The sequence below is a fragment of the Cytophagaceae bacterium genome (genome assembly GCA_016722655.1).
GTDB lineage: Bacteria > Bacteroidota > Bacteroidia > Cytophagales > Spirosomataceae > Leadbetterella.
In genome coordinates, this window is record JADKIR010000004.1 from 1,098,349 (window position 1) to 1,123,175 (window position 24,827).

25 protein-coding genes are annotated in these 24,827 nt (G+C 37.3%); 9 read left to right on the plus strand and 16 right to left on the minus strand.

The features are described from left to right. Positions 1–4 precede the first annotated feature (4 nt). Genes IPP61_05300 through IPP61_05310 form a run of 3 tightly spaced genes read right to left on the minus strand, consistent with a single transcriptional unit; the run spans position 5 to position 3,106 of the window. Entirely contained in the window at positions 5–1,150 is a 1,146-nt protein-coding gene (locus IPP61_05300; GenBank protein MBL0324585.1) for an efflux RND transporter periplasmic adaptor subunit, read from the minus strand. Between the two features lie 25 nt (positions 1,151–1,175). Then, entirely contained in the window at positions 1,176–2,513 is a 1,338-nt protein-coding gene (locus tag IPP61_05305; GenBank protein ID MBL0324586.1) for a TolC family protein, read from the minus strand. After that, a complete protein-coding gene (locus IPP61_05310) occupies positions 2,510–3,106 on the minus strand; it encodes a TetR/AcrR family transcriptional regulator (GenBank protein MBL0324587.1) in 597 nt (198 codons plus the stop codon). Before IPP61_05310 ends, IPP61_05305 begins: the two co-directional genes overlap by 4 nt. Before the next feature lie 323 nt (positions 3,107–3,429). On the opposite strand from IPP61_05310, the gene IPP61_05315 reads away from it, so the two are divergent. The 3 genes from IPP61_05315 to IPP61_05325 are packed head-to-tail and all read left to right on the plus strand — an operon-like array spanning position 3,430 to position 5,875. Beyond that, on the plus strand, positions 3,430–4,467 hold the full coding sequence (locus IPP61_05315; protein ID MBL0324588.1) for a quinone-dependent dihydroorotate dehydrogenase: 1,038 nt from the start codon (positions 3,430–3,432) through the stop codon (positions 4,465–4,467). Further along, positions 4,464–5,192 carry a bifunctional demethylmenaquinone methyltransferase/2-methoxy-6-polyprenyl-1,4-benzoquinol methylase UbiE gene (ubiE, locus tag IPP61_05320; protein MBL0324589.1) on the plus strand — a complete coding sequence of 243 codons (729 nt, stop codon included), beginning with the start codon at positions 4,464–4,466 and terminating at the stop codon, positions 5,190–5,192. The genes IPP61_05315 and ubiE overlap by 4 nt, the downstream gene beginning before the upstream one ends. Next, on the plus strand, positions 5,162–5,875 hold the full coding sequence (locus tag IPP61_05325) for a PorT family protein (protein MBL0324590.1): 714 nt from the start codon (positions 5,162–5,164) through the stop codon (positions 5,873–5,875). The genes ubiE and IPP61_05325 overlap by 31 nt, the downstream gene beginning before the upstream one ends. On the opposite strand, the gene IPP61_05330 is transcribed toward IPP61_05325, so the two are convergent. Then, positions 5,850–6,602, minus strand: a complete 753-nt coding sequence (locus IPP61_05330; GenBank protein ID MBL0324591.1) for a copper homeostasis protein CutC — start codon at positions 6,600–6,602, stop codon at positions 5,850–5,852. The two genes, IPP61_05325 and IPP61_05330, sit on opposite strands and share 26 nt — an antisense overlap. A 173-nt stretch (positions 6,603–6,775) precedes the next feature. Here IPP61_05330 and IPP61_05335 point away from each other — a divergent pair, with 173 nt between their 5' ends. The 3 genes from IPP61_05335 to IPP61_05345 all read left to right on the plus strand — a co-directional run bounded on the left by IPP61_05335 (position 6,776) and on the right by IPP61_05345 (position 9,204). After that, positions 6,776–6,997, plus strand: coding sequence for a DUF2795 domain-containing protein (locus tag IPP61_05335; protein MBL0324592.1), 222 nt, complete (start codon positions 6,776–6,778; stop codon positions 6,995–6,997). A 138-nt stretch (positions 6,998–7,135) separates the two neighbouring features. Further along, positions 7,136–7,783 carry an ATP-binding protein gene (locus IPP61_05340; protein MBL0324593.1) on the plus strand — a complete coding sequence of 216 codons (648 nt, stop codon included), beginning with the start codon at positions 7,136–7,138 and terminating at the stop codon, positions 7,781–7,783. Positions 7,784–7,953: 170 nt separating this feature from the next. After that, positions 7,954–9,204, plus strand: coding sequence for a porin (locus IPP61_05345; protein ID MBL0324594.1), 1,251 nt, complete (start codon positions 7,954–7,956; stop codon positions 9,202–9,204). A gap of 2 nt (positions 9,205–9,206) precedes the next feature. Here the strand turns inward: IPP61_05345 and IPP61_05350 are convergent, their stop codons facing one another. From IPP61_05350 to IPP61_05385, 8 genes are read right to left on the minus strand one after another with little or no spacing between them, the layout of a single operon-like run. Continuing rightward, a complete protein-coding gene (locus IPP61_05350; protein ID MBL0324595.1) occupies positions 9,207–12,251 on the minus strand; it encodes an efflux RND transporter permease subunit in 3,045 nt (1,014 codons plus the stop codon). 41 nt (positions 12,252–12,292) lie between these two features. Then, positions 12,293–13,330, minus strand: coding sequence for an efflux RND transporter periplasmic adaptor subunit (locus tag IPP61_05355; GenBank protein MBL0324596.1), 1,038 nt, complete (start codon positions 13,328–13,330; stop codon positions 12,293–12,295). Between the two features lie 23 nt (positions 13,331–13,353). Then, positions 13,354–14,700 (minus strand): TolC family protein, encoded by a 1,347-nt coding sequence (locus IPP61_05360; protein ID MBL0324597.1) that lies wholly within the window; start codon positions 14,698–14,700, stop codon positions 13,354–13,356. Between the two features lie 6 nt (positions 14,701–14,706). Next, positions 14,707–15,117 (minus strand): PaaI family thioesterase, encoded by a 411-nt coding sequence (locus tag IPP61_05365; protein MBL0324598.1) that lies wholly within the window; start codon positions 15,115–15,117, stop codon positions 14,707–14,709. A gap of 9 nt (positions 15,118–15,126) precedes the next feature. Then, positions 15,127–15,474, minus strand: a complete 348-nt coding sequence (locus tag IPP61_05370) for a DUF4260 domain-containing protein (protein MBL0324599.1) — start codon at positions 15,472–15,474, stop codon at positions 15,127–15,129. After that, a complete protein-coding gene (locus tag IPP61_05375; GenBank protein ID MBL0324600.1) occupies positions 15,475–16,053 on the minus strand; it encodes an NAD(P)H-dependent oxidoreductase in 579 nt (192 codons plus the stop codon). Positions 16,054–16,084: 31 nt separating this feature from the next. Then, positions 16,085–16,516, minus strand: a complete 432-nt coding sequence (locus tag IPP61_05380; protein MBL0324601.1) for a DUF3995 domain-containing protein — start codon at positions 16,514–16,516, stop codon at positions 16,085–16,087. Continuing rightward, positions 16,513–17,127, minus strand: coding sequence for a TetR/AcrR family transcriptional regulator (locus tag IPP61_05385; GenBank protein ID MBL0324602.1), 615 nt, complete (start codon positions 17,125–17,127; stop codon positions 16,513–16,515). Before IPP61_05385 ends, IPP61_05380 begins: the two co-directional genes overlap by 4 nt. 147 nt (positions 17,128–17,274) lie before the next feature. Here IPP61_05385 and IPP61_05390 point away from each other — a divergent pair, with 147 nt between their 5' ends. Further along, entirely contained in the window at positions 17,275–17,718 is a 444-nt protein-coding gene (locus tag IPP61_05390) for a thermonuclease family protein (GenBank protein MBL0324603.1), read from the plus strand. Positions 17,719–17,722: 4 nt separating this feature from the next. Here the strand turns inward: IPP61_05390 and IPP61_05395 are convergent, their stop codons facing one another. Together IPP61_05395 and IPP61_05400 are read right to left on the minus strand one after the other, a co-directional pair. Next, positions 17,723–18,196 carry a hypothetical protein gene (locus IPP61_05395; protein MBL0324604.1) on the minus strand — a complete coding sequence of 158 codons (474 nt, stop codon included), beginning with the start codon at positions 18,194–18,196 and terminating at the stop codon, positions 17,723–17,725. Positions 18,197–18,249: 53 nt separating this feature from the next. After that, positions 18,250–19,155, minus strand: a complete 906-nt coding sequence (locus IPP61_05400; protein MBL0324605.1) for a phospholipase — start codon at positions 19,153–19,155, stop codon at positions 18,250–18,252. A 165-nt stretch (positions 19,156–19,320) separates the two neighbouring features. On the opposite strand from IPP61_05400, the gene IPP61_05405 reads away from it, so the two are divergent. Beyond that, on the plus strand, positions 19,321–20,490 hold the full coding sequence (locus tag IPP61_05405; protein ID MBL0324606.1) for an OmpA family protein: 1,170 nt from the start codon (positions 19,321–19,323) through the stop codon (positions 20,488–20,490). A gap of 2 nt (positions 20,491–20,492) precedes the next feature. Here IPP61_05405 and IPP61_05410 read toward each other — a convergent pair whose 3' ends face one another. Beyond that, positions 20,493–21,938, minus strand: a complete 1,446-nt coding sequence (locus IPP61_05410; GenBank protein ID MBL0324607.1) for an alpha-L-fucosidase — start codon at positions 21,936–21,938, stop codon at positions 20,493–20,495. Positions 21,939–21,982: 44 nt separating this feature from the next. On the opposite strand from IPP61_05410, the gene IPP61_05415 reads away from it, so the two are divergent. Next, positions 21,983–23,716 (plus strand): DUF4153 domain-containing protein, encoded by a 1,734-nt coding sequence (locus IPP61_05415; protein MBL0324608.1) that lies wholly within the window; start codon positions 21,983–21,985, stop codon positions 23,714–23,716. A gap of 14 nt (positions 23,717–23,730) precedes the next feature. Here the strand turns inward: IPP61_05415 and IPP61_05420 are convergent, their stop codons facing one another. After that, the gene (locus IPP61_05420) at positions 23,731–24,717 is read right to left on the minus strand and encodes an NADPH:quinone oxidoreductase family protein (GenBank protein MBL0324609.1); all 987 of its coding nucleotides are present in this window, start codon (positions 24,715–24,717) and stop codon (positions 23,731–23,733) included. Between the last annotated feature and the right edge of the window lie 110 nt (positions 24,718–24,827).

Sequence of the window (24,827 nt, forward strand, 5' to 3'; positions counted from 1 at the left end):
TTTTTTAATAATTGATCAATTGACCATCAACAATTTCCTGATAACCTTCTGTGATTAGCATGTCCCCTGATAATAGACCTGACTTAACCTCCACTTTTCCATCATAAGTTAGGCCGGTTGTAACCTGACGTGCTTTTGCTACTTTTTTGTTACCCTCAACAACGGCTACATATACAATATTTCCCTGATCGGTATTTTGCACAAAACTCTGTGGAATCACGATTGCACCAGTTTTAGACTGGTCATTGATATTGATAATTGCAGTTAAGTTAGGTTTTAACGATTTATCAATGTTTGGCACCTTGGCTTCAACTACAAATGTCCGGGAAACCTGATTGATAGTTTGACTTACGAAAGTGAGTCTTGCAGAAATTTCTTTTTGCAAATCAGGAAATTTGATTTTAACCATATCCCCTTTTGCGATTGTACCAGCATAAGTATCAGGCACATTGGCTACTACTTTAAGATCTGAAAAATTCACGATTCTTACGATTCCAACACCTGGAGCTGCCATTTCGCCGGCTTTAAATCTTACCTCATCCACAACACCTGATATCGGAGCAGTAACGATATTCATTCCATCCTGCGATTTCAGGGTAGTAATCCTGCGTTGCAAGGCTTCCACCTGAGTTTTGGCCTGAATAAATTGAACTTCAGTACCGATTTTCTGATCCCAAAGATTTTTCTGTCTTTCGTAAATAGTTTTGGCAGTTTCCAGCTGAATCTCAATTTCCTGTATTGAATTTCTTAAAACCGAATTATCAATAGTAACTATTTTTTGACCTTTAGTGACAAAATCCCCTGCTTTTACATAAACATGAGTAATCGCTCCACCCATTTGGGGGCTCACAAATACATTGTTTTCTGCTTCGAGTCTACCGGTAGACTCCACATAGTGATCGAAAGTGGCAGGAATGATAGGACTTACTGCAACAGTTTTCGATTTTTCAATTTTATTTGGCTCCAGTTTGTCAATTTCAGCCTGTAATTTCTGAATTTTCTCATCAATTGTTGTGGCTTCTTTTTGTAATTGAGCCAGCTGATCTTTTTTACCTTTCAGAGAATTGTCCTCTTTCTTGCCACAAGCTACCACTACTGTTGCAAGGGCTACGATTACCAATGTTTTGAGTATGTTAAAATTTGCCTTCATTATTTGTAAAGTTTTTTCTGTTTTCTTATTTGATTAATTTACCCTGAGATTTATCCAGGTCAACTTTTGCGATTAATACGTCATACAATGCACTGAAATAGTTGTTTTGAGCTTGTTTTAAATCTGATTCGGCATTGACAACCTCCATGTTTGAGCCTACACCTTGCTGATATTTGATTTTAGATACTCTCAATACTTCTTTGGCCAGATCCATATTTCTTGTCATGGCATCAAGTGATTCAAAACCATTTTTAAGGTTGATTTTAGCCTGGGTATTTTCAAGTTTAAATGACTCTTTGAGCATTTCAACAGTGTTGTCAATCTTGATAATATTGAGTTTCTGTCTTTCAATTTGTACCTTTTTTAAACCAGAATCATAAATTGGCACTCTCACTCCCAATGTAATGGCTGATGACCCAAACCATCTTTCGAATGGATTAAACTGAGGATTACTATGACCAGCACCTAAAGAAGCACTCAGATTTACAGATGGTAAGTATGATTTTTGATAACGTTCCTGATTAAGTTCAATCAGTTTTCTATTGGTAGCTAATTGACGAAACTCAATTCTGTTGGCAGGATTCACATCTTCGGCAATAACGCTCCTGATAAGTTTAACGTTAGCCTCATCAAGTTTATCTTTTAAAACCAATGTCGCCTCCTGAGGATATGACATTTGAAATTTCAGCAATTGAAGTGTTAGCCCAATCAGATTAGATAATTTTTGTTTTTCGGCAACCAGATTATTCCGTTGAACATTCAACCTATCTACATCAATTTTTTCTACAAAACCTTGTTTTACAAACTGTTCTGTTTGTGCTATTACCGAATCCAGCCTACTGATGTTCAAATCCAGTGTCAAAGAACGTTGCTCGGCGACAAGCACTGAATAATAAGCTTTGCGAACACTCTCTGAAATGGTATTTTTTGATTTTTCCATTTCCTGACTGGCCATCAGCCTGTATGTATCAGCTGCCCTCAATCCAACTAACCATGTCGCATCAAAAATCAACTGATTGAGACCGATACCAGCCTGACCACCCCAGGGCACACCAAACTTAAACTTAACTACTTCTCCTTCTGCAGCTTGTGGATTAAAGTTTTTTGCATCAAGTAATTGCGTCGGGACGATGGCATTGTAGGTATATCCAAACTGCCCGTTTATTTGAGGCATACCCGAATACTTGATTTCCTTGATTTGCCATTCGGCATCTTCAATTCCCACCTGAGCATTTTTTATGCTAGAGTGGTTTTTAATTGCGTAATCTACTGCTTCTTCAATCGTAAAGGCACTTTGAGCTGTTGCCACCTGTACCCAAAGCAGTGTAATAGCACCTATCCAGTAGGTTTTTACTTTTTTCATATTGCAAATTTTGTTTTTTCGTAAATTTCTAATCCCAGAGGTGTTACTATCCCTCTCACAAAGTGGTCGGTAAGCTCCAGTTGGGTATCTGTTAGTTTAAATTTGTCGGGGGGAAAAACCGAGGCATTGAATAGCATATCTACAGTTTCCAATCTATATTTTACCAACACTTCAACGTTCATTTCGGCTCTGTAAAGCTTCATCGAAATACCTTGCTGAAGGTTTTGCCTAATCAAATCCGAAAAATTTGACTTAAAAGCCTTATATTTTTCAAATGCCGCCGGGTGGTATTTTTCCAGATCATAAAACAGCACCACATTAACTTTATCCAGCATATCCTTCATCAGTTTTACACTCAAGATGATTTCCTCAATGGGATTTTTAGACTGTTTTTTTAAATCTTTTGACCTGCATATTTCATCACATACCGATTGATCAACAACTTTGGTTACCAACTCATCTTTGTCCTTAAAAAACTGATAAATTGTTTTTTTCGAAATTCCCAGTTCTTTGGCAATATCATCCAGTGTTACACTTCTGATACCATATCGGAAGTACAATTCTCTGGCGGTATTGATGATTCTATGCTCCATATGATGACAAAACTTTGGAAACTTTAAAAAGGTTCAAAGTTTTTATCACTTTTTTAAGAAATTTTCGAGAACAAATTTACCCCCGCTAATTTTTAACTACTATACCAAATATTTAAAAGGCTTATTTTCACCGATGAATGGAGGAGTTTTGCCGTTAAATGCATTTTTTTAAAAAAAATAAAAAATATAATTTTTCCACTATTAATTTAGACAAATAAAATATTTGTTGGGATTTCTAAGTTAAAAAAATCACCAAAAATTCTAAATTTGGCTTTACGCAGTTTGTAGAGTAATTTTGTTGACCATTAGACATCAATTTCAAATTGGATCTTTACAAAAACCTGATTTTCCCGGTACTCTCTCAATTTGACCCTGAGAAGATTCACTATTTCGCAATGAATTCACTGCGATTGCTTCTGAAAATTCCGGGAACAAAATATATCTTAAAATCATCACTTGATGTAAGTAATCCACAACTTGCCAAAAAGGTAATGGGTCTTTCATTCAAAAACCCGATAGGACTAGCTGCAGGATTTGACAAAAATGCCCAATGGATTGATGAGTTGGATTGTCTGGGCTTTGGATTTATAGAAATAGGTACTATCACTCCAAAACCTCAGGATGGTAATCCAAAACCAAGGCTTTTCAGACTTAAAAAAGACCTGGCACTGATAAACCGAATGGGGTTTAATAATTTGGGAATTGAAGAGGCAGTAAAAAATCTAAAAAAAAGAAACTCTGACATAATTGTTGGCGGGAATATCGGCAAAAACAAAATAACTGACAACGCCGATGCTCTCAATGATTATCTGCTGACCTTTAATGGCCTTAAAGACTGGGTTGATTATTTTGTAGTCAATGTTTCATCGCCCAATACACCTGGCCTGAGGGAACTACAGGAAAAAGAACCACTTAAGAAAATTTTAGTAGCTTTGCAGGCTGAAAATCAGGTAGCCCGGAAACCTATTTTGCTCAAAATTGCTCCTGATCTTACTGACTCCCAACTTGATGATATAGTGGATATTGTACTTGAATCAGGTATTGACGGAGTAATAGCAACAAATACCACCTTATCGAGAGAAGGATTAAACACTGATAAATCTGTAGTGGACAATATTGGAGCCGGGGGACTTTCTGGAAAACCATTAACACAAAGGTCAACTGAAGTGATTAGGTATCTGAACAAAAAAGGAGAAGGAAAGTTTGTGATAATAGGTGTTGGTGGAATTTATAATGCCAAAGACGCAAAAGAAAAACTGGAAGCCGGAGCCAGTTTGGTGCAGGTTTACAGTGGGTTTATATATGAAGGTATGGCCATAGCAAAAAAAATTAACGACGGATTACTAAAAGAAGGAATATGAGTGTAGTTCCCTACAAAGAAAGCGACAGCAGTAAAAAAGAGCAGATAGCCGAAATGTTTGACAACGTTTCGCACAAATACGATTTCCTGAATCACCTGCTCAGCGGTGGTGTGGATTTTTACTGGAGAAAAAAAGCTCTGAATAAGATTAAAGACCGTAAAAACGATTTGGTTCTTGATATCGCTACGGGTACCGGTGACCTTGCAGTTGAAGCCTGGAAAACGCTTAAACCTAAGAAAATAATCGGGGTTGATATTTCTGAAGGTATGTTGAAAGTAGGCAGGGAGAAAATGCAAAAGCTAGGACTCGCAGATAAAATCGACATGCAGCTGGGCGACAGTGAAAAACTGGGCTTTGATGACAATACTTTTGACACGGTTATCGTTTCATTTGGCGTAAGGAATTTCGAAAACCTGCTCAAAGGTCTCACAGATATGTGCCGGGTTACCAAATCAGGCGGTACTTGTTTGGTTATAGAGTTTTCGAACCCAAAAGGATTTCCATTTAAACATTTATATTGGTTTTACTCTACTAAAATTTTGCCTGTAATCGGGAGGCTTTTTTCAAATGACAGCTCGGCTTATACCTATTTGCCTGAGTCAGTAAAAGCATTCCCTGATGGCAATAAATTTCTGGAAATATTTGAGAAAGCGGGCTACACCGAAACTTCGGCTACACCCCTAACCTTTGGCATATGCTCAGTTTACATAGGAAAAAAACCCTGATATCGACACTTTTGTTTTTTATCACTGTAATTGGATATTCACAAAACGATGTCCAGTTTCAGCCTGATTATGATGCAAAAAAAGTGCATTTCGGGTATTTTTTGGGTGTTGCCACTACGCATTACCTTTTCAAGTTTAACAGCACTATGTTATCGGCGTCCAACAGTGGCAAGGTAAAATCTATTACTTCGCCCAGTACAACCGGCATCAAAGCTGGAGGAGTCATTAATGTTCACCTCAATGATTATTTCGATTTCAGGTTTTCTCCCTTGTCAATTTCAATATTTAATAGAAAAATTCTGGAGTCAGATTCGATTTCATCAACTCAGCAGGATAAGGCCTGGTTTGAGATTCCAATGTTGTTGAAATACAAATCAGAAAGGCGAAACAACAGCCGGATGTTCTTTTTTGGAGGTTTAAAATATGGTTTTGAAACCAATATCATCAATAAAAGAGGTAAAGCATTTACCAACAGTGCACTTTATACCAAATCCTCAGACCTAACTTTGGATTATGGAATGGGTCTGGAAATCTTCAGGGAATATTTCAAAGTAACGCCTGAAGTACATTTTTCTCATGGATTAAAAAACATGAAAGAACCTGGCGTTCCCGCGGATAGTTATTTAAGGTTGGTTGATAAAATCAGAACCCACACTGTTACATTTTATCTAGTTTTTCAATAACACTTTTGGCGGCTTTTATTAGTCCCAGGTCGGCTTCCTGCAACAAATACTCATTGGCATTTTGGTCTCCCATTTTTACATTAGGATTTCTGTAAACCATTTTGCCTTCAAAAATTTTGCTTGCCGAAAAATGAAAAGCATCTACCCCCGATTTATTAATTTCAGGGATATTATCGGGATTAACCCCACTTCCTGCCATAATCTGAAGCCGATTTCCTACAATTTCTTTATACTTTTTCAAATTTTCTATTCCGTCAAAAGCTTTATCTCTTTGTCCGGAAGTTAGAAGATTATTTATCCCCAAATCAATCAGTTGTTCCAGAGCTATTTCCGGATTTTTGCACATGTCATATGCCCTGTGAAAAGTGACAGGAAAACTCCCGGCTGCATCCTTAAGCATTTTTATGGTATTTATATCGATATCGCCCGCAGGTGTAAGGCCACCAAAAACAAATCCACCAGGGTTTAGATTTCTGAATTGCTCAATATCGAGAAGCATAGTTTTTATTTCAGACTCTGAATAACAAAAATCACCTCCCCGGGGCCGGATCATTAAAAAAACCGGGATATCAACTTCCTCAATCAGTGCCCTGGCCATACCATAAGAAGGTGTGGTGCCTCCTTCGGGTCTGCCTCCACAAAGCTCGATTCTATCAGCACCCCCATAAAAAGCATTTTTGCCGGATTGAACCGAATAACAACATATTTCGAGGAGTTTCTTTGACATTATTTTGTAAAAAACAGAATGATTAATGGACTAAAAATCAAGTATTTAACCCGATTTTGAAAAATTTTCCACAAAATATCACATTTTTTTTTACTAAAATCGTTAAACTCACAAAGTTTTTTTACTTTTGCAGCCAATTTAAAAAAGGATGTTTAACTAAAACGGGTGAAACTATGTATTGGACACTAGAACTTGTATCTTATTTGGAGGATGCACCCTGGCCAGCAACTAAAGACGAATTGATCGATTTTTCAATAAGGTCAGGAGCTCCAAACGAGGTAATCGAAAACTTGTCTGAACTGGAGGACGATGGCCAACCTTATGAAAATATCGAGGAGATCTGGCCGGATTATCCAACAAAAGAAGATTTCTTTTTCAACGAAGACGAATATTAATATATCGCCGGGAAAAATTTTATTCATTGAAAACACTCCAGTTTTTGGGGTGTTTTTTTTTACCAAAAAAGTTTGACCGAAATCCGCAAATTATAGATGATAATGAAACTTTTCAACATACTTCCTTATTTTTAGAATATGGAACTTAAAGACCTGAAATCACTCGTAAAAAAAGGTGAAGGTTACAATTTGGAATTCAAATTAAAAACCAACCACCCCGAAAAAATAGCAAAAGAAATTGCTGCCTTTGCAAATTCGGGTGGTGGAAAATTGCTTTTGGGAATCTCTGATGATTTGATGCTCAAAGGTCTCAAATATCCTGATGAAGACGAGTATCTCATTGAAAAAAGTATTAGGAAACATATCTCTCCCAGCCCTGAATATGACATTGAGCGAATCAAGCTGGATAATGAGCGGGAAATTGTAGTTTTTGATATAAAAGAAAGTACCGAAAAGCCACTCTTTTATCAAACTGATACAGAAGAAAAGAAGATTTTTGTCAGAAATGAAGATAAGTCCATCCAGGCTTCTAAAGAGGTAAGAGAAATTCTGAAAGGGCAGTCAAAAGACCGGAGTTTTAGATTTGAATACGGAGAAAAAGAAAGGGTATTGATGAGTTTTTTAGAGAAAAATAAAGAAATCACAGTTTCAGGTTTTTCCGAAATTGCAAATATCTCAAAGAAAAATGCCAGCCGAACACTGATACTTTTGGTATTGGCCGGAGTATTGAAGGTTTCGCCAAACGAGTCCGAGGACCTTTTTATGAGCAAAGAATCAGAAACTTAACAATTTCATAACATTAGAATTTATCACACATAAAACAAAAATCCCAACTTGCGGAAATTTTTTCGGAGAGCTTTGAATTCACCCGAAAAAATTTAAAAAAATCAGGTTATAAGACCTGAAAAACATTTACCAATATGAAATTTAGAAAAATAATTTTAAGCATGGCTACCATGCTTTGTGTATCCATATTTACTTTTGGTCAGGAAAGCGGTTCACTTCTTAGTGTAGACACCACCCATCTAAAAAAAATCCTAAACACTTATAAAAAGCTCGAATATGTTGGCTTTTCAGGTTATATACAGCCTCAATTTCAAATTGCCCAGGAAAAGGGAATCAAAAGTTTTAACGGAGGAGATTTTGGTACTCAAGTCGATAACAGATTTATGCTTCGTCGTGGTCGATTTCGTATAGATTATGCCAGATTTTCCGCCGAAAATATGCCAAAACTCAACTTTGTTTTTCAGTTTGATGGTACAGAAAGGGGATTTTTTATACGAGATTTCTGGGGAAGAATTTATGAAAACAAACTCAATTATTTCTCGATAGTAACAGGAATGTTTGCCCGCCCAATGGGATTTGAAGTAAACTTAAGTTCATCAGACCGGGAATCGTTGGAAAGGGGCCGAATGTCACAACTATTGATGAAAACCGAAAGAGACCTGGGTGCCATGATTTCTTTTGAACCGAAAGGCCAAAAAGACTGGAGGAATCATATTAAATACGACATTGGACTTTTTAATGGACAAGGACTTGCTGCATCTGCCGATTTTGATAGCCATAAAGATTTGATAAGTCGATTGGTATTGAGGAATGTAAAAATCCATAAAATGATACTTTCCGCAAGCGTATCAGGGTTGTTTGGAAAAATCGCTAATCCATCCGGTCAGGAATACAGAATTAATGAAAATGGAAAATTTACTCTGAACACTTCTGATGCTATTGCACCCAGAATATACAAAGGTGCCGATATTCAGCTAAAAATTCCGAACAAAAATAAAATGTTTACCGAGCTACGTGCCGAATATATGAAGGGACTGCAACCAGGCTTGGTTTCCTCCACAGAGACACCTACATCATTACCCGTTTTAAATGGAGTAGCAACTCCGTTTTATGTCAGAAATTTCAATGGTGCTTATTTTTATTTCCTTCAAAATATTGTCTCTACAAAAAACCAGATAATCTTAAAATATGACTGGTATGACCCTAACACCAAACTATCAGGAAAAGAGATAACCACTGAGTTTAACGATGCCGAAATAAAGTACAACACGCTTGGATTAGGATATATCAGATATGTAAATGAAAACCTAAAAGTGGTATTTTATTATGATATGCCCAAAAATGAATTTACATCTAAAGAAAGTTCAAAATCTGATATTAAAGACAATACTTTATCTTGTCGGGTACAATACAGGTTTTAAAATCAATCCACACCAGGAGGTAAAAGTTTATACATCACCGGAGTTACAATTCTGGTTAAAATCAATGATGAGAGCAATCCTCCTATAATAACCAATGCAAGAGGTGAATACAAGGGCGAATGCTCCAATACCAAAGGTATAAGTCCTCCGATGGCGGTCATCGTAGTCAATACAATTGGAATAAACCTCGTTTTTCCGGCTTTTTCTATGGCTTGATTTACAGTGAGACCTTCTTCTTTCCTCAAATAATTGGTATAATCAACCAGCAAAATTGAGTTTTTGACCTCGATTCCAGCCAAGGCGATCAATCCTACAATAGCTGTGAATGAAAGGGAATTGCCCGAAAGAAACAAAATACTTACCCCACCAATTACTCCCAATGGAATAACTGAAAGCACAATAAATGAGCTTTTGAATGTTTTGAATTCCAATATCAAAATTGCCAAAATACCAAAAATGGTAATAAGAATTATTGTTCCTAATCCGCCGAAGGTTTCTTTTTTCTGTTCTTCCTCACCTGCAAATTCTATATGATAGCCTTCCGGCAATTTATATTTACTCAGTTTTTCTTTAAATCTATCCTGTACATCAGGTGTGAGAAAACCATTGGCTATAAATGCCGTTACGCTGGTGTACCTTTCCTGGTCATAATGCTGAATGCGGTTAGGTGATGCCTCAAACTCAACTGTGGCCAGTTGTGACAGTGGAATTTGGGAGCCCAAAGCCGTAGGAATAAAAATCTTTTCAAAAACATCCATTCCTACTTTTTTCCCCCGTGGTAACGTAATATTTATTTCATAATCGTCTCCGTTTTTGTCCTGATATGTACCAACTGAAAGGCCTGAAATAGCCAATCTAACAAGTCGGTCGATTTCTGCAGTGGCAATACCATACATCCCGGCTTTGTCTTTGTTGATTTTCACCCTAAAATCAGTTTTCGAAGATGCAATTGGGTTATTGACATACATGGTGCCTTGGGTTGATTTGTAAAGATTCTCAACTTTTGCAGAAATATTCTTAAGTGAGTCAAGATTTTCCCCAAAAATCCTGACCGCCAGAGGAGCCTCAACCGGAGCACCCTGCTCAAACTCTATGGCCCGGATTTTTGCTCCGGGGTAGTTTTCAAATTTCAACCGCAAACGGTCAATTAGTTCCGTGCGATCGGGCACTTCGGTACCATCATGAAGTTGCACAAAAATTTGGGCAATATTACTTTGAGCACCCCCTTTGGGCAAAATATTATAGTAAATTCTGGGGTTGTCTTTTCCAATATTAGATGAATAGTTTTTGACCAAACTATCTTGTTTCAAAGCATTTTCTACAAATCTTACTGCTTTGTCGGTAGTATTAAGTGAAGTACCCAGCGGAGTTTCGATATTTATCAAAAACATGGGTTTCTCTGATTTTGGAAAAACACTTACACCTATTACAGGTATTAAAGCAAGACTTCCCAAAAACAATGCAAAGGCAATTATCAAAGTTTTGTATGGATTAGACAAAGACCAACTCAATACTATCTTGTAGCTACCGTCAATGGCTTTATTAAGATATTGCAAAAACATATTGCCCTCCTCATGCTCTTCTTTGGGCATAATGAGTGAAGCCATAAATGGTACGATGGTCATTGAAACGAACAAAGAAGCTAAAACAGTGGTAATAACCGCCATAGGGAGACTTCGTATAAAGTCTCCCGGAGACTCAGGAAGCTGGGTCAAAGGCAAAAAGGCAAATATTAAGGTGGCCGTACAGCCCAAAACCGCCAGACTGATTTGCTTGGTTGCTTGTATTGCGGCTTCTTTCCGGCTATGGCCCATCCGTAAATACCTGGCGATATTTTCCACCACTACAATGGAGTCATCAACCAATAAACCAAGAGATATAACTAGCCCAACAACTGATAGTTGATTGATTCCGAATCCCAAAAAATCTAAACCAGCCAAGCCAATAGCCAGGGAGAGAGGAATTGAAATCATCACAATAAAAGCTGCCCTGAAACCAAGTGGAATCAGCGTAATTAATACAAGCAAAATTGCGATTCCAAAATCTCTGGCCAAGCCCATGAGGCGTTTCGAAACGCTTTTGGCCTGATCAAAACTCTTTTCAAATACGATATGAGCAGGTAGTTTTTTTACAAAATCATCAATAATTGGGTTTAACTGATTGTTTACTTCAAATATATTGGTGTTTTTTTTCTGAGAAGCCGTAATAAATATACCCCTTTTACCATTTAATCTGGCCAAATAGCTGTCATCTTCATAATCAAAATAAACATCTGCTATATCTTTAAGATGTAGCGTTTGCGTTCCCGAAGTATTAATTACAGTGTTTTCGATTTCGGTTACTGAATCATAAGATCCTGAGGTTTTTACGTTAATTTTCCTGTCCCCAATTTCGATGGAACCCGCGGGAATATTTAAATTTTCAGATTGCAAAATCTGCATAATTCTGGAAATAGGAATTCGGAATTGAGCCAGCTTGTCGGTGTTCAATGCTATTCTCAGAAGTCGGTTTGGTGCGGCATGAATCTGTACTTCTTTTAGGTCTTTGATTTTCAAAAGCTTCTTTTTCAGATCTTCGGCATGCTCTTTTAATTCTGAATATGAGGCTGTTTCAGATAAAAATGCTGCCTGTACTATATTTACAGTTTCAGGTGTATATTTGAATACATCAATTGAAAAAATATCCTGAGGAAGCTTATTTCTCAAACCATTGAGCTCTCTTAAAACTTCGTTGTTTTTCTCATCTTCATCAACATTATGCTCAAATTCAATGATTACTGAGGCCACTCCATCGTTGGAATAGGATATCATTTTTTTGATATCTGCAATGGCACTCATTTTTTCTTCTATTGGATTTACTATCAGGTTTTCCATGTCCTCGGGACTTGTACCCGGATACACTACTACGATAGAGTTAAAAGTTGCCTTCAGCACCGGATCTTCTGACTTGGGCATAGTCAAAAGTGAGTTGATACCTAATGCCATGATCATCAGAAAAACAACTATGGTAAACTGGTGGTTTTTTACTGAAAATTCGGTTAATTTCATTTTTCAACAGGTTTTATTATTGCATTGAATTTCAGACCCAACTATTTCACCATTTTTACTTTTTCGCCATCGCTCAGAAAACCGCCTCCCTGAACTACAACCTGGTCATTTGGTGAAATGCCCGATTTTAATTCAATAAAATCATTTCCTATTTTCCCGATAATCACTTCTTTTCGACTGACGGTTTGAGTTTGGGCATCATAGAGATATACTACAGCCTTTGGACCGTCAGATTCAACTACTGCCGATACTGGTAAAACCAAGCCACTGGTGCCAATTCCAGCATGAATTATCCCTTTTGCCACAAAACCCGAAATAAGTTTTTTATTAGTGGATGATAGCGTAAGCTGAACTTCAAATGTACCAGAAGCGGGATTTACAGTTTGAGCTATCTGGCTTACAGTGGCGTAAAATTTTTCTCCGGGATAGGCATCCAGTTCGACTGTGGCTTTATTTCCGGTTTTGATTTTCACAATGTCTTTATCGGTCAATCCCAATTCTACAATATATGCCGAAGAACCGGTACCTAAAATCAAGGCTGGAGCAAAAGGGGTGATTAATTCTCCCTGATCCGAGATTTTTCTCAAAATCCTTCCTGCAGCCGGGGCGAATATTTTGGATAGTTTCTGATTAAATTGTGCGGCCGTCACCTGTTGTTGGGCAGCTTCGAGAGCACTGGTTACATCCTGAAACTGTGTTTGGGTAGCCGCCTGATCGTTGAGCAGATTTTTCACCCTGTCATAATCACGCTGGGCTTTTTGCAAACCTATTTTGGCCTGATTGACCTGAGCGTCAATTTCCACCATTTCTAACTCGGCCAAAAGTTGACCGGCTGACACTTGCTGTCCTTCATTAACATACATTCGCTTAATCATCCCGCCTGTTTTGAAGGCCAGTTTAAGTTCAGACTTCGAGCTCAGAATGCCGGAGGCGACGATGTCGTCAGAAATACTTCTGGTTTCGAGTGTAGCGACTCTTACGGTATTCAATTGCTCCGTGTTGGAGTTTTCTGCTTTATTTTCTGATTTACATGCAACAAAAAAAACAGGTAACAGAATTAAGATTTTTAGTTTTTTCATGAAAATAAATTTTTCGTAAATATTTAAATGCCGCTGGCTTTTTTCAAGTCTGCATATTTCGTCCAAAGAGCGTATCGGGCGATGGAAGCGGTTAGTCTGGCAATCAAAACTTCGTTTTGTGCCGTGTTAACTTCAATTACCAAAGCATTCCCGTTTTTATATCTGCTTTCGGTGAGTTCCAGTATTTTTTCAGTTTTTTGAATCGCCTCCTCTACAGGTTTCAGATTACTCTGGGCAGTTTCTGTTTCCAGATATTTTTGCTTTACCTGCAATTCAATCATTTGCCTGACCTGTTTTTGTTTTTCATCCAAAATATTTCCTTCGATTTTGGTCTGGGCAATTTTATGTTTCTTTTCATAACCATGAAAAAGATCCCAATTAAGGCCAATTTGGGCAATGAGGTAGGCCTGATTGTTAAATTTATATCCATACCCCTGAAAACCTGTGTTTCCGCCTAAAAACACCTGCGGAAGCTTTTCGTTTTTTTGCTGAAGATGCAAAACTGCCAGATTCACCAGTTTGCCAGAATTTATCTGGTCAAACTCGGGTCTATTTCCTTGAGCCCAGTTTTGATAAAATTCGATTATGCCGACTGCCGGTAGAGACTTAATAATGGTAGAATCGATTAATATTTCGGCATTCAAATCTTTATTAAGTAAAAAATTAAAATATGATCTTGCCAATTCCCTGTTTTTCTGTGCTTCAAGATATTGCTGTTCCAGTTTGGAAAGTTCGTATTGGGCCGAAAGAACGGCATCTTTCAGTGCAACCTGATTTTTAACCAATTTTTCGTTTAAATCCACAAATTCTTTCCTGACAACAATAGAATTTTCGAATATCTCCAAAGCCTCGGTGGCTTGTAAATACTGATAATAAGCGGCTTCGATGTTTGATTTTAATTCAAACATCAGAAATTTCTTTTTTGACTGCTCGGTGGTCAAAATCTGTTTTTGCAAGGCTATATTGTTGCGAATATCAGCATTGAAAACCGGCATTTGGAAAGTGATACGGGTGTCATGAAAATTATGCGGTGCCAACAGCTCGCTTACGTTTTCTACCTGCGGAAAATTATTGGTTTTAGTAAGGGCATTCAATGTAGAATACACCGGATTTAATAGATCACCGATAGGAAATTCCAGTCTGCGACCACCAGCAGCAAGGGTATAATTTGGATTGAAAGCAATTTTGGGAAAAAGATTACTTTTAGCCAGATCAATTGATTTTAGTGCCTTTTGTAATTCCAGATCTTGCTGCCTTAAAGATGAATTGCTTTCGATTCCTGCCTTGATGTAGTTATCCAAAATGGCCGACTGAGCCCCGGCTTTTCCAAAAAACGAAATAAATAAAATTGGAAGAATAAGCTTTTTCATAAACTATCAGAAATTTACTATGGCCAGATTTGATGCCGCTTTGGCCATAAGTTTACCTTCCTGGTTAAATATCCGGCATTCGGCATGAGCCATTGATTTCCCGTCTCTTACGATTTCGGTCTCCGCTCTGATCGTTTCTCCCTTTTTTCCCGGTCTTAAAAAATCCACATTGAGATTAACCGCCACATAAAAGCCTTTTTTGCCTAAAGAAAAAGTGGTCATCCCGATGATCTCGTCGATGATGGCAGCTATAGCACCTCCATGCATTATTCCGGCAGGATTGGTCATTTCATCACGAACCACAAACTCAGCCACCAGTTTTCCCTGCTCAGCTGATATGAGTTTCCCGTTTAACCACCTGCCAAATGGCGATGGGCTGCTGTCTTTGGCTTCTTTTCCAATAAAATCTTTTAGCATAAAATGTTTTTATTTTAATTTTCCTAAATGTGTATTTTTAAAACTATCTGGGTATTTTAATCCAAATCCGAAAACCCTGTCCATGGCAGAATGAGAAAGCAGAATCGCACCGGCAAGACTGAGTGGATTGTTTATCAATACATAACCAAAAATGATGCTCAAAATTGCCAAAGCCTTGTGATGGAAAAAATTATATACTACAGCACCTAATTTGGGGTTAACCAAATACCCGATCATTGACAAGTCTGGCACAAATAATAGCACCGGAAACCACCACCAATTGTAGTGTAAAACACTAAAAAAGAATAATCCCAGAATAAATTCGGCGAGTTCTTCGAGTTTTAAAATCGTTTTCATTTATTTCATTTTTTTGCCTAATTCAAAAACCTTTTCAAGATATTTTTTACGATACTCTTCTGTAGAATTTCTAATTGGGCCTATTGAAGTCGTACTCACCGGTGAAACACCACAAAATTCCAAAACCATCTTTTTTAATGACCGGATTACCGGAGCCCAGTTGACCAGATAATGGTAAAATGGAGGCTGATCCATCGTAATAATGAGCCTTCCTGAACGCCCTTTGAGCAGTTTATCCCACCAAACCGAATTTTCACGGTAACTGAAAGCCATTCCCGGTAAAAACAAACGGTCAAAAAAACCTTTGAGCAATGCCGGCATGTTGCCCCACCACATCGGAAAAATTATGACCAGGTGATCCGCCTTTTTTATTTTTTCCCATGCATCCATCAGGTCGGGTTCAAGATCCATTCTTTTTGAATAACCATATCTCAAAATTGGATCAAATTGCATTTTGTTCAAAATCACTTCTTCTACATTGGCACCGCCAATCAATGCCCCATTTTTATAACTTTCACCTAGAGCCATACAATAGCTTGCTGGATTGGGATGACCGTTAATAATCAGTATATTTTTCATGTTCTAAATTCTTTTGTGAAAAAAAGATTTTTTATCTAAACCAAATGCCCAACATAATACTCAGACCCACTATTAAGGTTAGGGGAGTAAATAACCACGAATCCCAGTAAGAAAACAGGGTATTATTATATTTCCGGAAAAAACCGAAAAATTTGAAATCGCCTATGCTTCTGGCAAAAAACACCAATCCAATAGCATAGGAAAGGTATTTTAGAATTTTTTGCAAAAACCCATCTGCCCAATTATTGGCAAAAACAAATAGTATAAGAGACATTATTAAAAAAGCCAGAGCCACCAAAAATGTAAGTGATTGAGGCGGGTCAAACGCTCTTGTGGTGTTTCGTTTGGTGGGTATCACTGCTTTGACACCCCATTGGCCTCCCATTCCCCAATAAAAATGTATCAACGAAACCATCAATATTATAAAAGAATCAGTCAGGAGGATAATCTGGTATGTTTTCATAGATTTTTTAGCATGGGAGTTAATAAATCAAAAGCTCTGTAAAGTCTTGGTAGCCGTTCTTCTTCAGAGAAAATCATTGTACGGCGACGTAAATGAATTGAAGCTAACCCATGTACTGCACTCCAAATGATAAGTGAAAGATCATCGATGTCTTTTCCTGCAAAATAACCGGCCTGTTGACATTCGGTTACTATTATTTTGAGTAGATCGTAGGATCTTCGACCGTCTTCCCATACTTCATTGCAGCATTCAAGGGCTTCCATAGGAGCAATGAGCAAAAACATCAGTTCATACATTTCCGGATTTTCGAATGCAAACTTTAAATATTGATGCCCAAGGGCTATGAGTCTTTCAAAAGGATCTTCAACAGTGGCTACATTCATGAATGATTCCATCAAGCCTCCAAATGCCTGTTGATGAAGGGCAAACAACAAGTCATTTTTATCCTTAAAATATAGATATATGGTGCCGGGGCTATATTCGATTTCTTCTGCAATATTCCTGATACTGGTTTTCTCAAAGCCATTTTCAAGAAACAGCTTTTTGGCTGCATCCAGTATCCTGGCTTTCATTTCTTCTTTTTCCCTTTCCTTTCTGTCTGCTACGCTCATTTTTATTTAATGGTACCATTTTATAAACACCACAAATAAAATGAACGGTGTTCATTTTTGCAAAATATTTTAATGATTTTTGAAAAAATAATTTTTTCTTAACATTGAGTTGATTTCTTTAAATTTGCATTAAACCATTAACAAAATATGCTATACCTGCTCATTTTCAATATTTTAATGTTTTTGCAAACCAACCTGGAGTCAACAGTTGTGGGAATAATGGATGGTGATACGATTGAATTGAGAATGGTGGGTACCAATCCTAAAACCAAAACCAGACTTGGGAAAAACCTTAGAATCAGGTTGGCACATGTTGATTGTCCCGAAAGAGGATTTCCGTATTATCAAAAAGCCAAAGATTTTACCTCCAAAGCATGCTTTAAGAAAACTGTCAAGGTGATTCATAACTTTGAATATGACCGATATGGAAGGCTAATTGGTGAGGTGGTACTGCCTGATGGAAAAATCCTGAATCAGGAGCTGGTTAAAAATGGCCTTGCGATTCATTTTAAAAAATATTCGAAATCAAGCTTTTATGCCAAACTCGAAATAGAGGCTAAAAAAAATAAAAAAGGAATGTGGGCGGAGTAAATATCTATTTTCTGGCAAAAACCAAAAATTCAAAATCGTCGGAGCTCAGAATTAGAATATCCCCGCTTTGATCAGTGGATTTAGTTTTTATTTCGACCTTATTGGCGGTTTCTAAAAATGTTTTGACTTTACTGTCGGCTTCAGTTTCGTAAGGTTTATTCAAAATTTCCATATTAATATTTTCAAAACCTGCCGTAAAACCCTTTTCAGTGTTTTTGATGTCAGAAAGCACGTATTCACCTTTTATTAATAACAGATTAACTCTTCCGGAATAATTACTTTCTGTCAGAAAATTTATTGAATAAATTGAAGCTGAAGGTTCAAATCCTTCACATACATAACATTTGTAGGATTGCCGGCTATCAAATGTCCCTGCATAAACCCATTCTCCCAACAGGGTTTTTTCCGGTGTAGTGGCCGTTTTTTCGCAGGCAATAAATGCCAGAAATAATATTAAAAACAAACCCTTTCTAAGCATTTAAATTCAATTTTTTTATAAAACGAATTTGAGTTTTGAAAAAATATGAAAATTTAAAATTTCTCAAAAAAATCAAGAATCAGGCTATTTGCATCAATTACATGAGAAGGCTCATCGGCTGCTTGTCGGACCCACTCAGCCCCAGGCCAGGAGTGCCCGCCGTCACGGGTTAGATAATATACTATTTCAGAGGAGTTTCGGCAATTGTTCCAGACCGTAAGCTTATATTTTTGATCATCAACCAAAATATTCGGGGTTTTATTACAGCCGTTCAGATTGGCAAAGGTGTTCAGTCCACTCATAACCGGTGCAAAAGTGATTCCATTGATGCCAATGCCCCCAAGATGTGGTACATTTTCGTCTTTTACCGAATGTAAATGCATTACAGGAACGGGTCTGGTGGCCTTACAATCCCCAATTACACTCAAGGGGCCACTCACTGCCGCAATGGCGGTAATTTTGCCTGATAATTCACATGCGAGTCGGTAACTCATAATTGCCCCATTTGACATCCCTGTGAAATATACTTTTCGGGGGTTTACTTTGTAATCTTTGACCACCTGGTCGATAAGTGCACTGAAAAATCCCACATCATCAATTTGCTTTTCCATAGCATAGTCACAGCAAGTACCACCATTCCAGGTTCTGACCCTGAGAATGCCATCGGATTGAACGCCGTCAGGGTAAACCACAACATACCCTCTTTTCAAAGCAAGTGGTGAAAAATTGTAATGGTTTTCAAATTGCGAGCCGCTTCCGCCACCTCCATGCAGGCCAAAAACAACCGGAAAATCCTTTTCCTCATAGAAATTTTCAGGTAAAACAACCGTATAAGTGCGGGTTAGATTGCCAACCATAATTTGTTTTTCAAACCTAAATTTCTTCTCAATCGGTTCATCTTTACGGTTAAAACAAGTATTGGCAGACAAAACTATGGCCAGGTAAATAAACGATTTCATAATTTTCTTTCTTTCATTCTAAAAAAATTGAATGGAAATGTGGCTATATATTTTCTGAAAAACTTTGACTATTTCAAATAAAATCAGTCTTAATTCATAGCTAATTTAAAAAACCGATATTATTTTTATTGGATACTTATTTGTTCAGAAAGTTTAATCCCCAATATGAAAAATTTATCAATCATTATTTTATTCATCACAAACCAGGCCTTTTCTCAATTTTCTATTAAAAATATTACTGTGAATCCTTATCTGGGTTACGGAATTTCGATCCCCGGCAGAAATCAGGTGGTTGGGAGTGAGCGATTGACCAATGAATGGCAGCCTGGAATAGTTACAGGAAAACTCAAAGATGGCTTAATAAGATCAACCAACACTTATGGCCTAGACTTCAAATACCCAATCAGTGAAAAATTCAATATCAGTTTTGATTTGGCAAGAAATTCTCATTTGCTGTATTACAAAACTTCGATGCCGTACAATGTCAAAAATTATGAAATAGTGGGCTATTATTTTGACTATAAATATTTCAGCACAGGTCTTGGATTTTGGTATGAAACACCCCAAACCGAATTTTTCTTCAAAACACATTTTATCCCAAATATTTATAATTACGCCGAGAAAAAAAGCCTTATCGGGGATTCTGATGATACAGATTTTGTTTCGGGAACCGGACTCAAACAAGAACTGGTTTGGTCAAATGAAATTAAAGCCAAGTTTTCTCTGGGTTTTTACAAAAAAGTGGAGCTATTGGATAATCATTTAAAACTTGGGGTGGTTCTTGACGTTTCACCTCAGGTTTTTTTTACAGAGAAATTCTCGTTTTATCAAAATAATCGTTATTTGTCAGAAAACACCATCAATTTCTTCATAAATTCCGTATCGGGGGTGGTTTCGATACCCATAAAAAGAAATGAAACCATCAAAAATCTGAAACCTGAAAACCCTGTTTTCCTGCCTGAAGAAGTGGAATATGACGGCCAAGTGATTGAAGAGGGCAAAAGCATAGTGTTGGAAAATATAAAATTTAAGCAAACCAAGTTTGTTCTCAGCCCGGCAGGAATGAATGAACTTGACATCGTTTATGATTTTTTGCTTGAAAATCCCAGGGCCAGAATCGAGCTCACCGGGCACACCTCATCTGAAGGCTCAAAAGCACAAAACATGGAGTTATCAAAGAAAAGGGCCGAAATGTGTAAAGATTACCTGGTAAAAAAAGGCATCAAATCCACACGAATCAGGGCTTATGGACTCGGTTCGGAAAGGCCAATTTCATCAGGCAATCAGGAACTTAACCGACGAGTAGAAATGAGAATATATGTTTCCGTAAAATAAAATTACCAAACTTTGATCTCATTCAAAACCGGCTCAGCCTTTGAATCTTTTATCGTAATTCTGATTTTATCAGTTTCTGTAGGTGTAATTTTCAAAATTCGTTTATAACCTATGGTTGTCCCTTCTGCTTTTTTTACCCACTGATTATTTTCGGATAACTCCACATCAAATGTCTTTACTCTTTGACCCAAGGCTATATTCTCCTGGATCTCAACATACGAAACCAAATACTTTCCGGATAATTTTATCGTGATATCGACACTTTGACTTCCTTTTTTGGCAGCCCAATAGCTATCGGTATTTCCATCTGTCAAATGACTTGGAAGAAGTTTTTTGCTAAAATTCGAACTTGTATTTACTACAGCATTTTGAGCCAGATTTTTTGAAAATCTTTCATTAAGCAGTTTTCTCCATCCTAAAAGAGCATTAACGTCGTTTTCATGAATGAGTCCCCGACGATCGGGTGGAATATTGAGCAACAGGTTAGAACCCCGCCCCACAGAAGTAAGATAAATATCAAAAAGCTGTTCAGGAGTTTTTACTTTTTCGTCTTCCTCTTTATGGTAAAACCAACCGGGTCTTATACTTACATCTACCTCGGCAGGTACCCAGTTTGCCCCTGACTCATTGCCAGTGTTCAGTAGTTTTTCAATTCCAGATTTACCAGCGTAAAGCGTATCACGGCTTATATTGTTCCAATTTGTGCTTCCGGCTACACCCCTTTCGTTTCCAACCCAGCGGATATCGGGACCTGCATCACTGAAAAAGAGAATGTTGGGCTCAAGGCCTCTCACTAATTCGATGGTTTTTGGCCAATCATAAAAAGTTTTCCCATCGATTTTTCTTTTTTCATTTTTACCTCCATAAAAACCATCCCCGCCATTGGCTCCATCAAACCACATCTCAAATACAGGCCCGTAATTTTCAAACAATTCCTGTAATTGCATTCTGTAGTAATCCACGTAGGAAGGTGTTCCATAGTCACCACGGTTCCGATCCCATGGTGAGAGGTAAATTCCAAACTTCAATCCATATTTTTTACAAGCTTCTGAAACTTCTTTTACGATATCCCCCTTCCCATTTTTGTAAGGACTGGCAGCTACTGAATGTGGGGTATATTTACTTGGCCACAAAACAAAGCCATCATGATGCTTGCAGGTAAGAATAACCGCTTTCAATCCGGCATCTTTTATGGTTTTTACCCATTGTTCTGCATCTAGTTCCGAAGGATTAAATATTTCCGGACTTTCATCACCAAAGCCCCATTCTTTCCCGGTAAATGTATTTGTAGTGAAATGAATGAAAGCGTAAGTTTCCAGCTTATGCCAGTCTAACTGTTGTTGGGTTGGAATCGGATAAACTGGTTCCGGAGCTGAAATTTTTGCGTTTTTACAAGAAAAAATACCAGTTATCAAAAAAAGAATAATCCAAAGATTAATTTTCCTCATTTTTATATTTTGAAATTTGCCTTAAATTGTAAAAAAAATCTCAAATGGCTAAATTATTTTCTCAGGAATCGGTTTTAAATCTTGTCAATTCTTTCCGTAAATCGGTTTCACGATTTCCAGTCACTATTTTGGTGGCGGTTGCAGCCACAGGGGTATTCATAATGATGGTCAAACAAAGCGACGGTCCAAATGAAGACGGTCTGCTTAGAATCGCATTGTCTTTGATTTTAGCTATCCCTTTAACTTTCAGTGCCGAAATTTTTGAAGAAAGAAAACGCCTTCCCCGGTTTCTTGTGGTTGGCTTATGCCTGGTTTATATTTTAGGGTTTTACTATTTTTCCACAAAAAATGAGGCTCTTTTTGAAAATCAAATATTTGTAATCAAATATTTTGTTCTGCTCATAACGGCACATCTGATGGCTGCAGTTGCACCTTATTTATTAGAAAAAAACATACCTGCATTCTGGCAATACAACAAAAACCTTTTCCTTGGAATTTTTATTTCTTTGCTGTATTCGGTTACGCTTGCCATTGGTCTTACATTGGCATTTTTAGGGGTAAAAGAACTTTTCGAATTGAATTTTTCGGAACACTGGATTGGATATATTTGGGTATTTTGCATCGGAACCGTAAACACCCTTATTTTTCTTTCTAAGATCCCCGCTCTGACAGAAATTGACAAAGAAAGTAGTTTTCCGCTGGCTTTAAAATATTTTACACAATACGTATTGCTTCCTTTGGTGGCAGTGTACCTATTAATATTGCTGGCCTATGCCGGAAAAATTCTGGGAATGTGGTCGCTACCCAAAGGCTACGTGAGCATAATGGTGCTGGCAAGTGCTGTGTTTGGAATTCTGGCTTTTTTACTGATTTATCCACTCAAAGATTCCAACAATTGGGTTAGGAATTTCACCCGTTACTATTACATCACCTTACTCCCATTGGTGATATTGATGGCCGTTTCGATTTATGTCAGAATTTCTCAATATGGTGTAACAGTACCCCGCTATTATGTGGCAACATTGACTTTCTGGTTGCTAGGGATAAGTCTTTATTTTGTTCTCTCCAAAAAAGACAATATTCTTTACATCCCACTCTCCTTGATAATTATAGGAATATTTACGGTCTATGCTCCATTTAATGCCTCTCATAGTGCGGGATTAAATCAAAAAAACCGTTTAACGAAAGTTTTGGAATCTCACGAATTTTTAAAGGATGGGAAACCTACAAATGTAGATTTTAAGAAACTTTCAGAAAAAGAGATTGACAAAGTTTATGCTTCGGTAGATTATCTTACTCAAAATCAGCCTGAAAAGCTTAAAGATTGGTTTTCAGATGTGGACTTTAAAAAGATTTCAACTGAAAAATCAATGATTGGCCGTAAAAATGCTTTTTATGCTTTGACAAAATGGCCACAAAATGAGGTATCGGTATCTTCATATTATGTTGATGCTAAAAATAATGATTATATAAGCCTCGAAAATGCCGACCTGATGCTCGATTCCTACCATTTATATTCAGAATTAACTGTAAATGGTTCTAAATTTTTGGCAAAAAATAAGGATAACACTTTAAAAATTAGTGAAAATGATAAGGAAATTCTGAGTTTTGACCTTTCGAAAATCACTCAAAAAAAATATGAGCAGGCTCCACAAGATTCTTTGATATTCAGAAGCGAAAATGAGAAATATAAAGGAAAATTGCTTCTTGAAAGTGGATATATCAAAGATCACAAAATTGAAAACATAGTCTGGAGGTTATTGTTAACAAAAAAATAGGAATGCTAACGTGATTATTCTTGATCTATTATTACTACCGCTTTCCCGATAACTTTCCGGTTTTGCAAATCTTCTAATCCTGAAATCGCATTTAGCAGCGAGTATTCTTTGAAAATTTGCGGTTTTATTTTCCCTTTTTGAAACCAATCTAATATCTGTGAGAAGTTTTTCCTATTCTCTTCCGGCTCTTTTTTGGAAAAATTGCTCCAAATTACACCTACCAGCGATGCTCCTTTCAGTAGTGGCAAATTGAATGGCATAACCGGAATGATTCCGCTTGCAAAACCCACCACCAAATATCGGCCTTGCCAACCAAGACTTCTAAAGGCCTTTTCAGCAATTTCACCACCAACTACATCAAAAACCAAATCAACGCCTTTGTTTCCTGTATATTCATTGATTTTTTCTCTAAGATTGTCCGAAGAATAATTTATTACAAAATCGGCACCTTGTTTTTTGCAAATTTCGAGCTTCTCAAAATTGGAGGCTGCAGCAATTACTTTGGCACCCATGACTTTAGCCAGATTAACTGCCGCCAAACCGACTCCACCGGCTGCCCCTAATATCAGAATAGATTCCCCACCTTTCAGATTGCCCCTTTGATTAAGTGCATAAAAGGCTGTAGAATAATTATAAGCGATTGCAGCGGCGTCCTTAAAATTCATTTCGTCTGGAATCTCAAAAACTCTGTCCCTGTTTACAACAAGATATTCAGCAAATCCTCCCCAGCCACATAAGGCAACTACCCTTTGACCCGGTAAAAAATTCTTTACTTCAGACCCAACTTCCACCACAACCCCCGAAACTTCTCCACCGGGAATAAATGGCAAGCCGGGTTTTACCTGATATTTGTCTTCAATCATCAATAAATCAGGGAAATTAATTCCACATGCAGAAACTTTAATCAAAATTTGTTCCGGAGAAATGACTGGTACCGGAATCTCATCCAAGCTTAGATTTTCATTGATTTTTCCATACTGGTGGCAAACCAAAGCTTTCATTTGTCAAATATTAAGTTTCCAAATCTAACAAATCTTTCCATTTATATTAATTTTGAAAAAAATACCTTTCTGAAACCAGCAATTTTTTGCCGTTTGGAGCGTATTTCGAG

Coding starts and splice junctions, on each gene's coding strand:
- IPP61_05385 (MBL0324602.1), bottom strand. CDS start 17,127: ATGAGCGTAGCAGACAGAAAGGAAAGGGAAAAAGAAGAAATGAAAGCC.
- IPP61_05355 (MBL0324596.1), bottom strand. CDS start 13,330: ATGAAAAAACTAAAAATCTTAATTCTGTTACCTGTTTTTTTTGTTGCA.
- IPP61_05330 (MBL0324591.1), bottom strand. CDS start 6,602: ATGTCAAAGAAACTCCTCGAAATATGTTGTTATTCGGTTCAATCCGGC.
- IPP61_05300 (MBL0324585.1), bottom strand. CDS start 1,150: ATGAAGGCAAATTTTAACATACTCAAAACATTGGTAATCGTAGCCCTT.
- IPP61_05420 (MBL0324609.1), bottom strand. CDS start 24,717: ATGAAAGCTTTGGTTTGCCACCAGTATGGAAAAATCAATGAAAATCTA.
- IPP61_05325 (MBL0324590.1), top strand. CDS start 5,162: ATGCTCAGTTTACATAGGAAAAAAACCCTGATATCGACACTTTTGTTT.
- IPP61_05350 (MBL0324595.1), bottom strand. CDS start 12,251: ATGAAATTAACCGAATTTTCAGTAAAAAACCACCAGTTTACCATAGTT.
- IPP61_05305 (MBL0324586.1), bottom strand. CDS start 2,513: ATGAAAAAAGTAAAAACCTACTGGATAGGTGCTATTACACTGCTTTGG.
- IPP61_05335 (MBL0324592.1), top strand. CDS start 6,776: ATGTATTGGACACTAGAACTTGTATCTTATTTGGAGGATGCACCCTGG.
- IPP61_05365 (MBL0324598.1), bottom strand. CDS start 15,117: ATGCTAAAAGATTTTATTGGAAAAGAAGCCAAAGACAGCAGCCCATCG.
- IPP61_05415 (MBL0324608.1), top strand. CDS start 21,983: ATGGCTAAATTATTTTCTCAGGAATCGGTTTTAAATCTTGTCAATTCT.
- IPP61_05340 (MBL0324593.1), top strand. CDS start 7,136: ATGGAACTTAAAGACCTGAAATCACTCGTAAAAAAAGGTGAAGGTTAC.
- IPP61_05370 (MBL0324599.1), bottom strand. CDS start 15,474: ATGAAAACGATTTTAAAACTCGAAGAACTCGCCGAATTTATTCTGGGA.
- IPP61_05310 (MBL0324587.1), bottom strand. CDS start 3,106: ATGGAGCATAGAATCATCAATACCGCCAGAGAATTGTACTTCCGATAT.
- IPP61_05395 (MBL0324604.1), bottom strand. CDS start 18,196: ATGCTTAGAAAGGGTTTGTTTTTAATATTATTTCTGGCATTTATTGCC.
- IPP61_05400 (MBL0324605.1), bottom strand. CDS start 19,155: ATGAAATCGTTTATTTACCTGGCCATAGTTTTGTCTGCCAATACTTGT.
- IPP61_05390 (MBL0324603.1), top strand. CDS start 17,275: ATGCTATACCTGCTCATTTTCAATATTTTAATGTTTTTGCAAACCAAC.
- IPP61_05345 (MBL0324594.1), top strand. CDS start 7,954: ATGCTTTGTGTATCCATATTTACTTTTGGTCAGGAAAGCGGTTCACTT.
- IPP61_05405 (MBL0324606.1), top strand. CDS start 19,321: ATGAAAAATTTATCAATCATTATTTTATTCATCACAAACCAGGCCTTT.
- IPP61_05410 (MBL0324607.1), bottom strand. CDS start 21,938: ATGAGGAAAATTAATCTTTGGATTATTCTTTTTTTGATAACTGGTATT.
- IPP61_05360 (MBL0324597.1), bottom strand. CDS start 14,700: ATGAAAAAGCTTATTCTTCCAATTTTATTTATTTCGTTTTTTGGAAAA.
- IPP61_05375 (MBL0324600.1), bottom strand. CDS start 16,053: ATGAAAAATATACTGATTATTAACGGTCATCCCAATCCAGCAAGCTAT.
- ubiE (MBL0324589.1), top strand. CDS start 4,464: ATGAGTGTAGTTCCCTACAAAGAAAGCGACAGCAGTAAAAAAGAGCAG.
- IPP61_05380 (MBL0324601.1), bottom strand. CDS start 16,516: ATGAAAACATACCAGATTATCCTCCTGACTGATTCTTTTATAATATTG.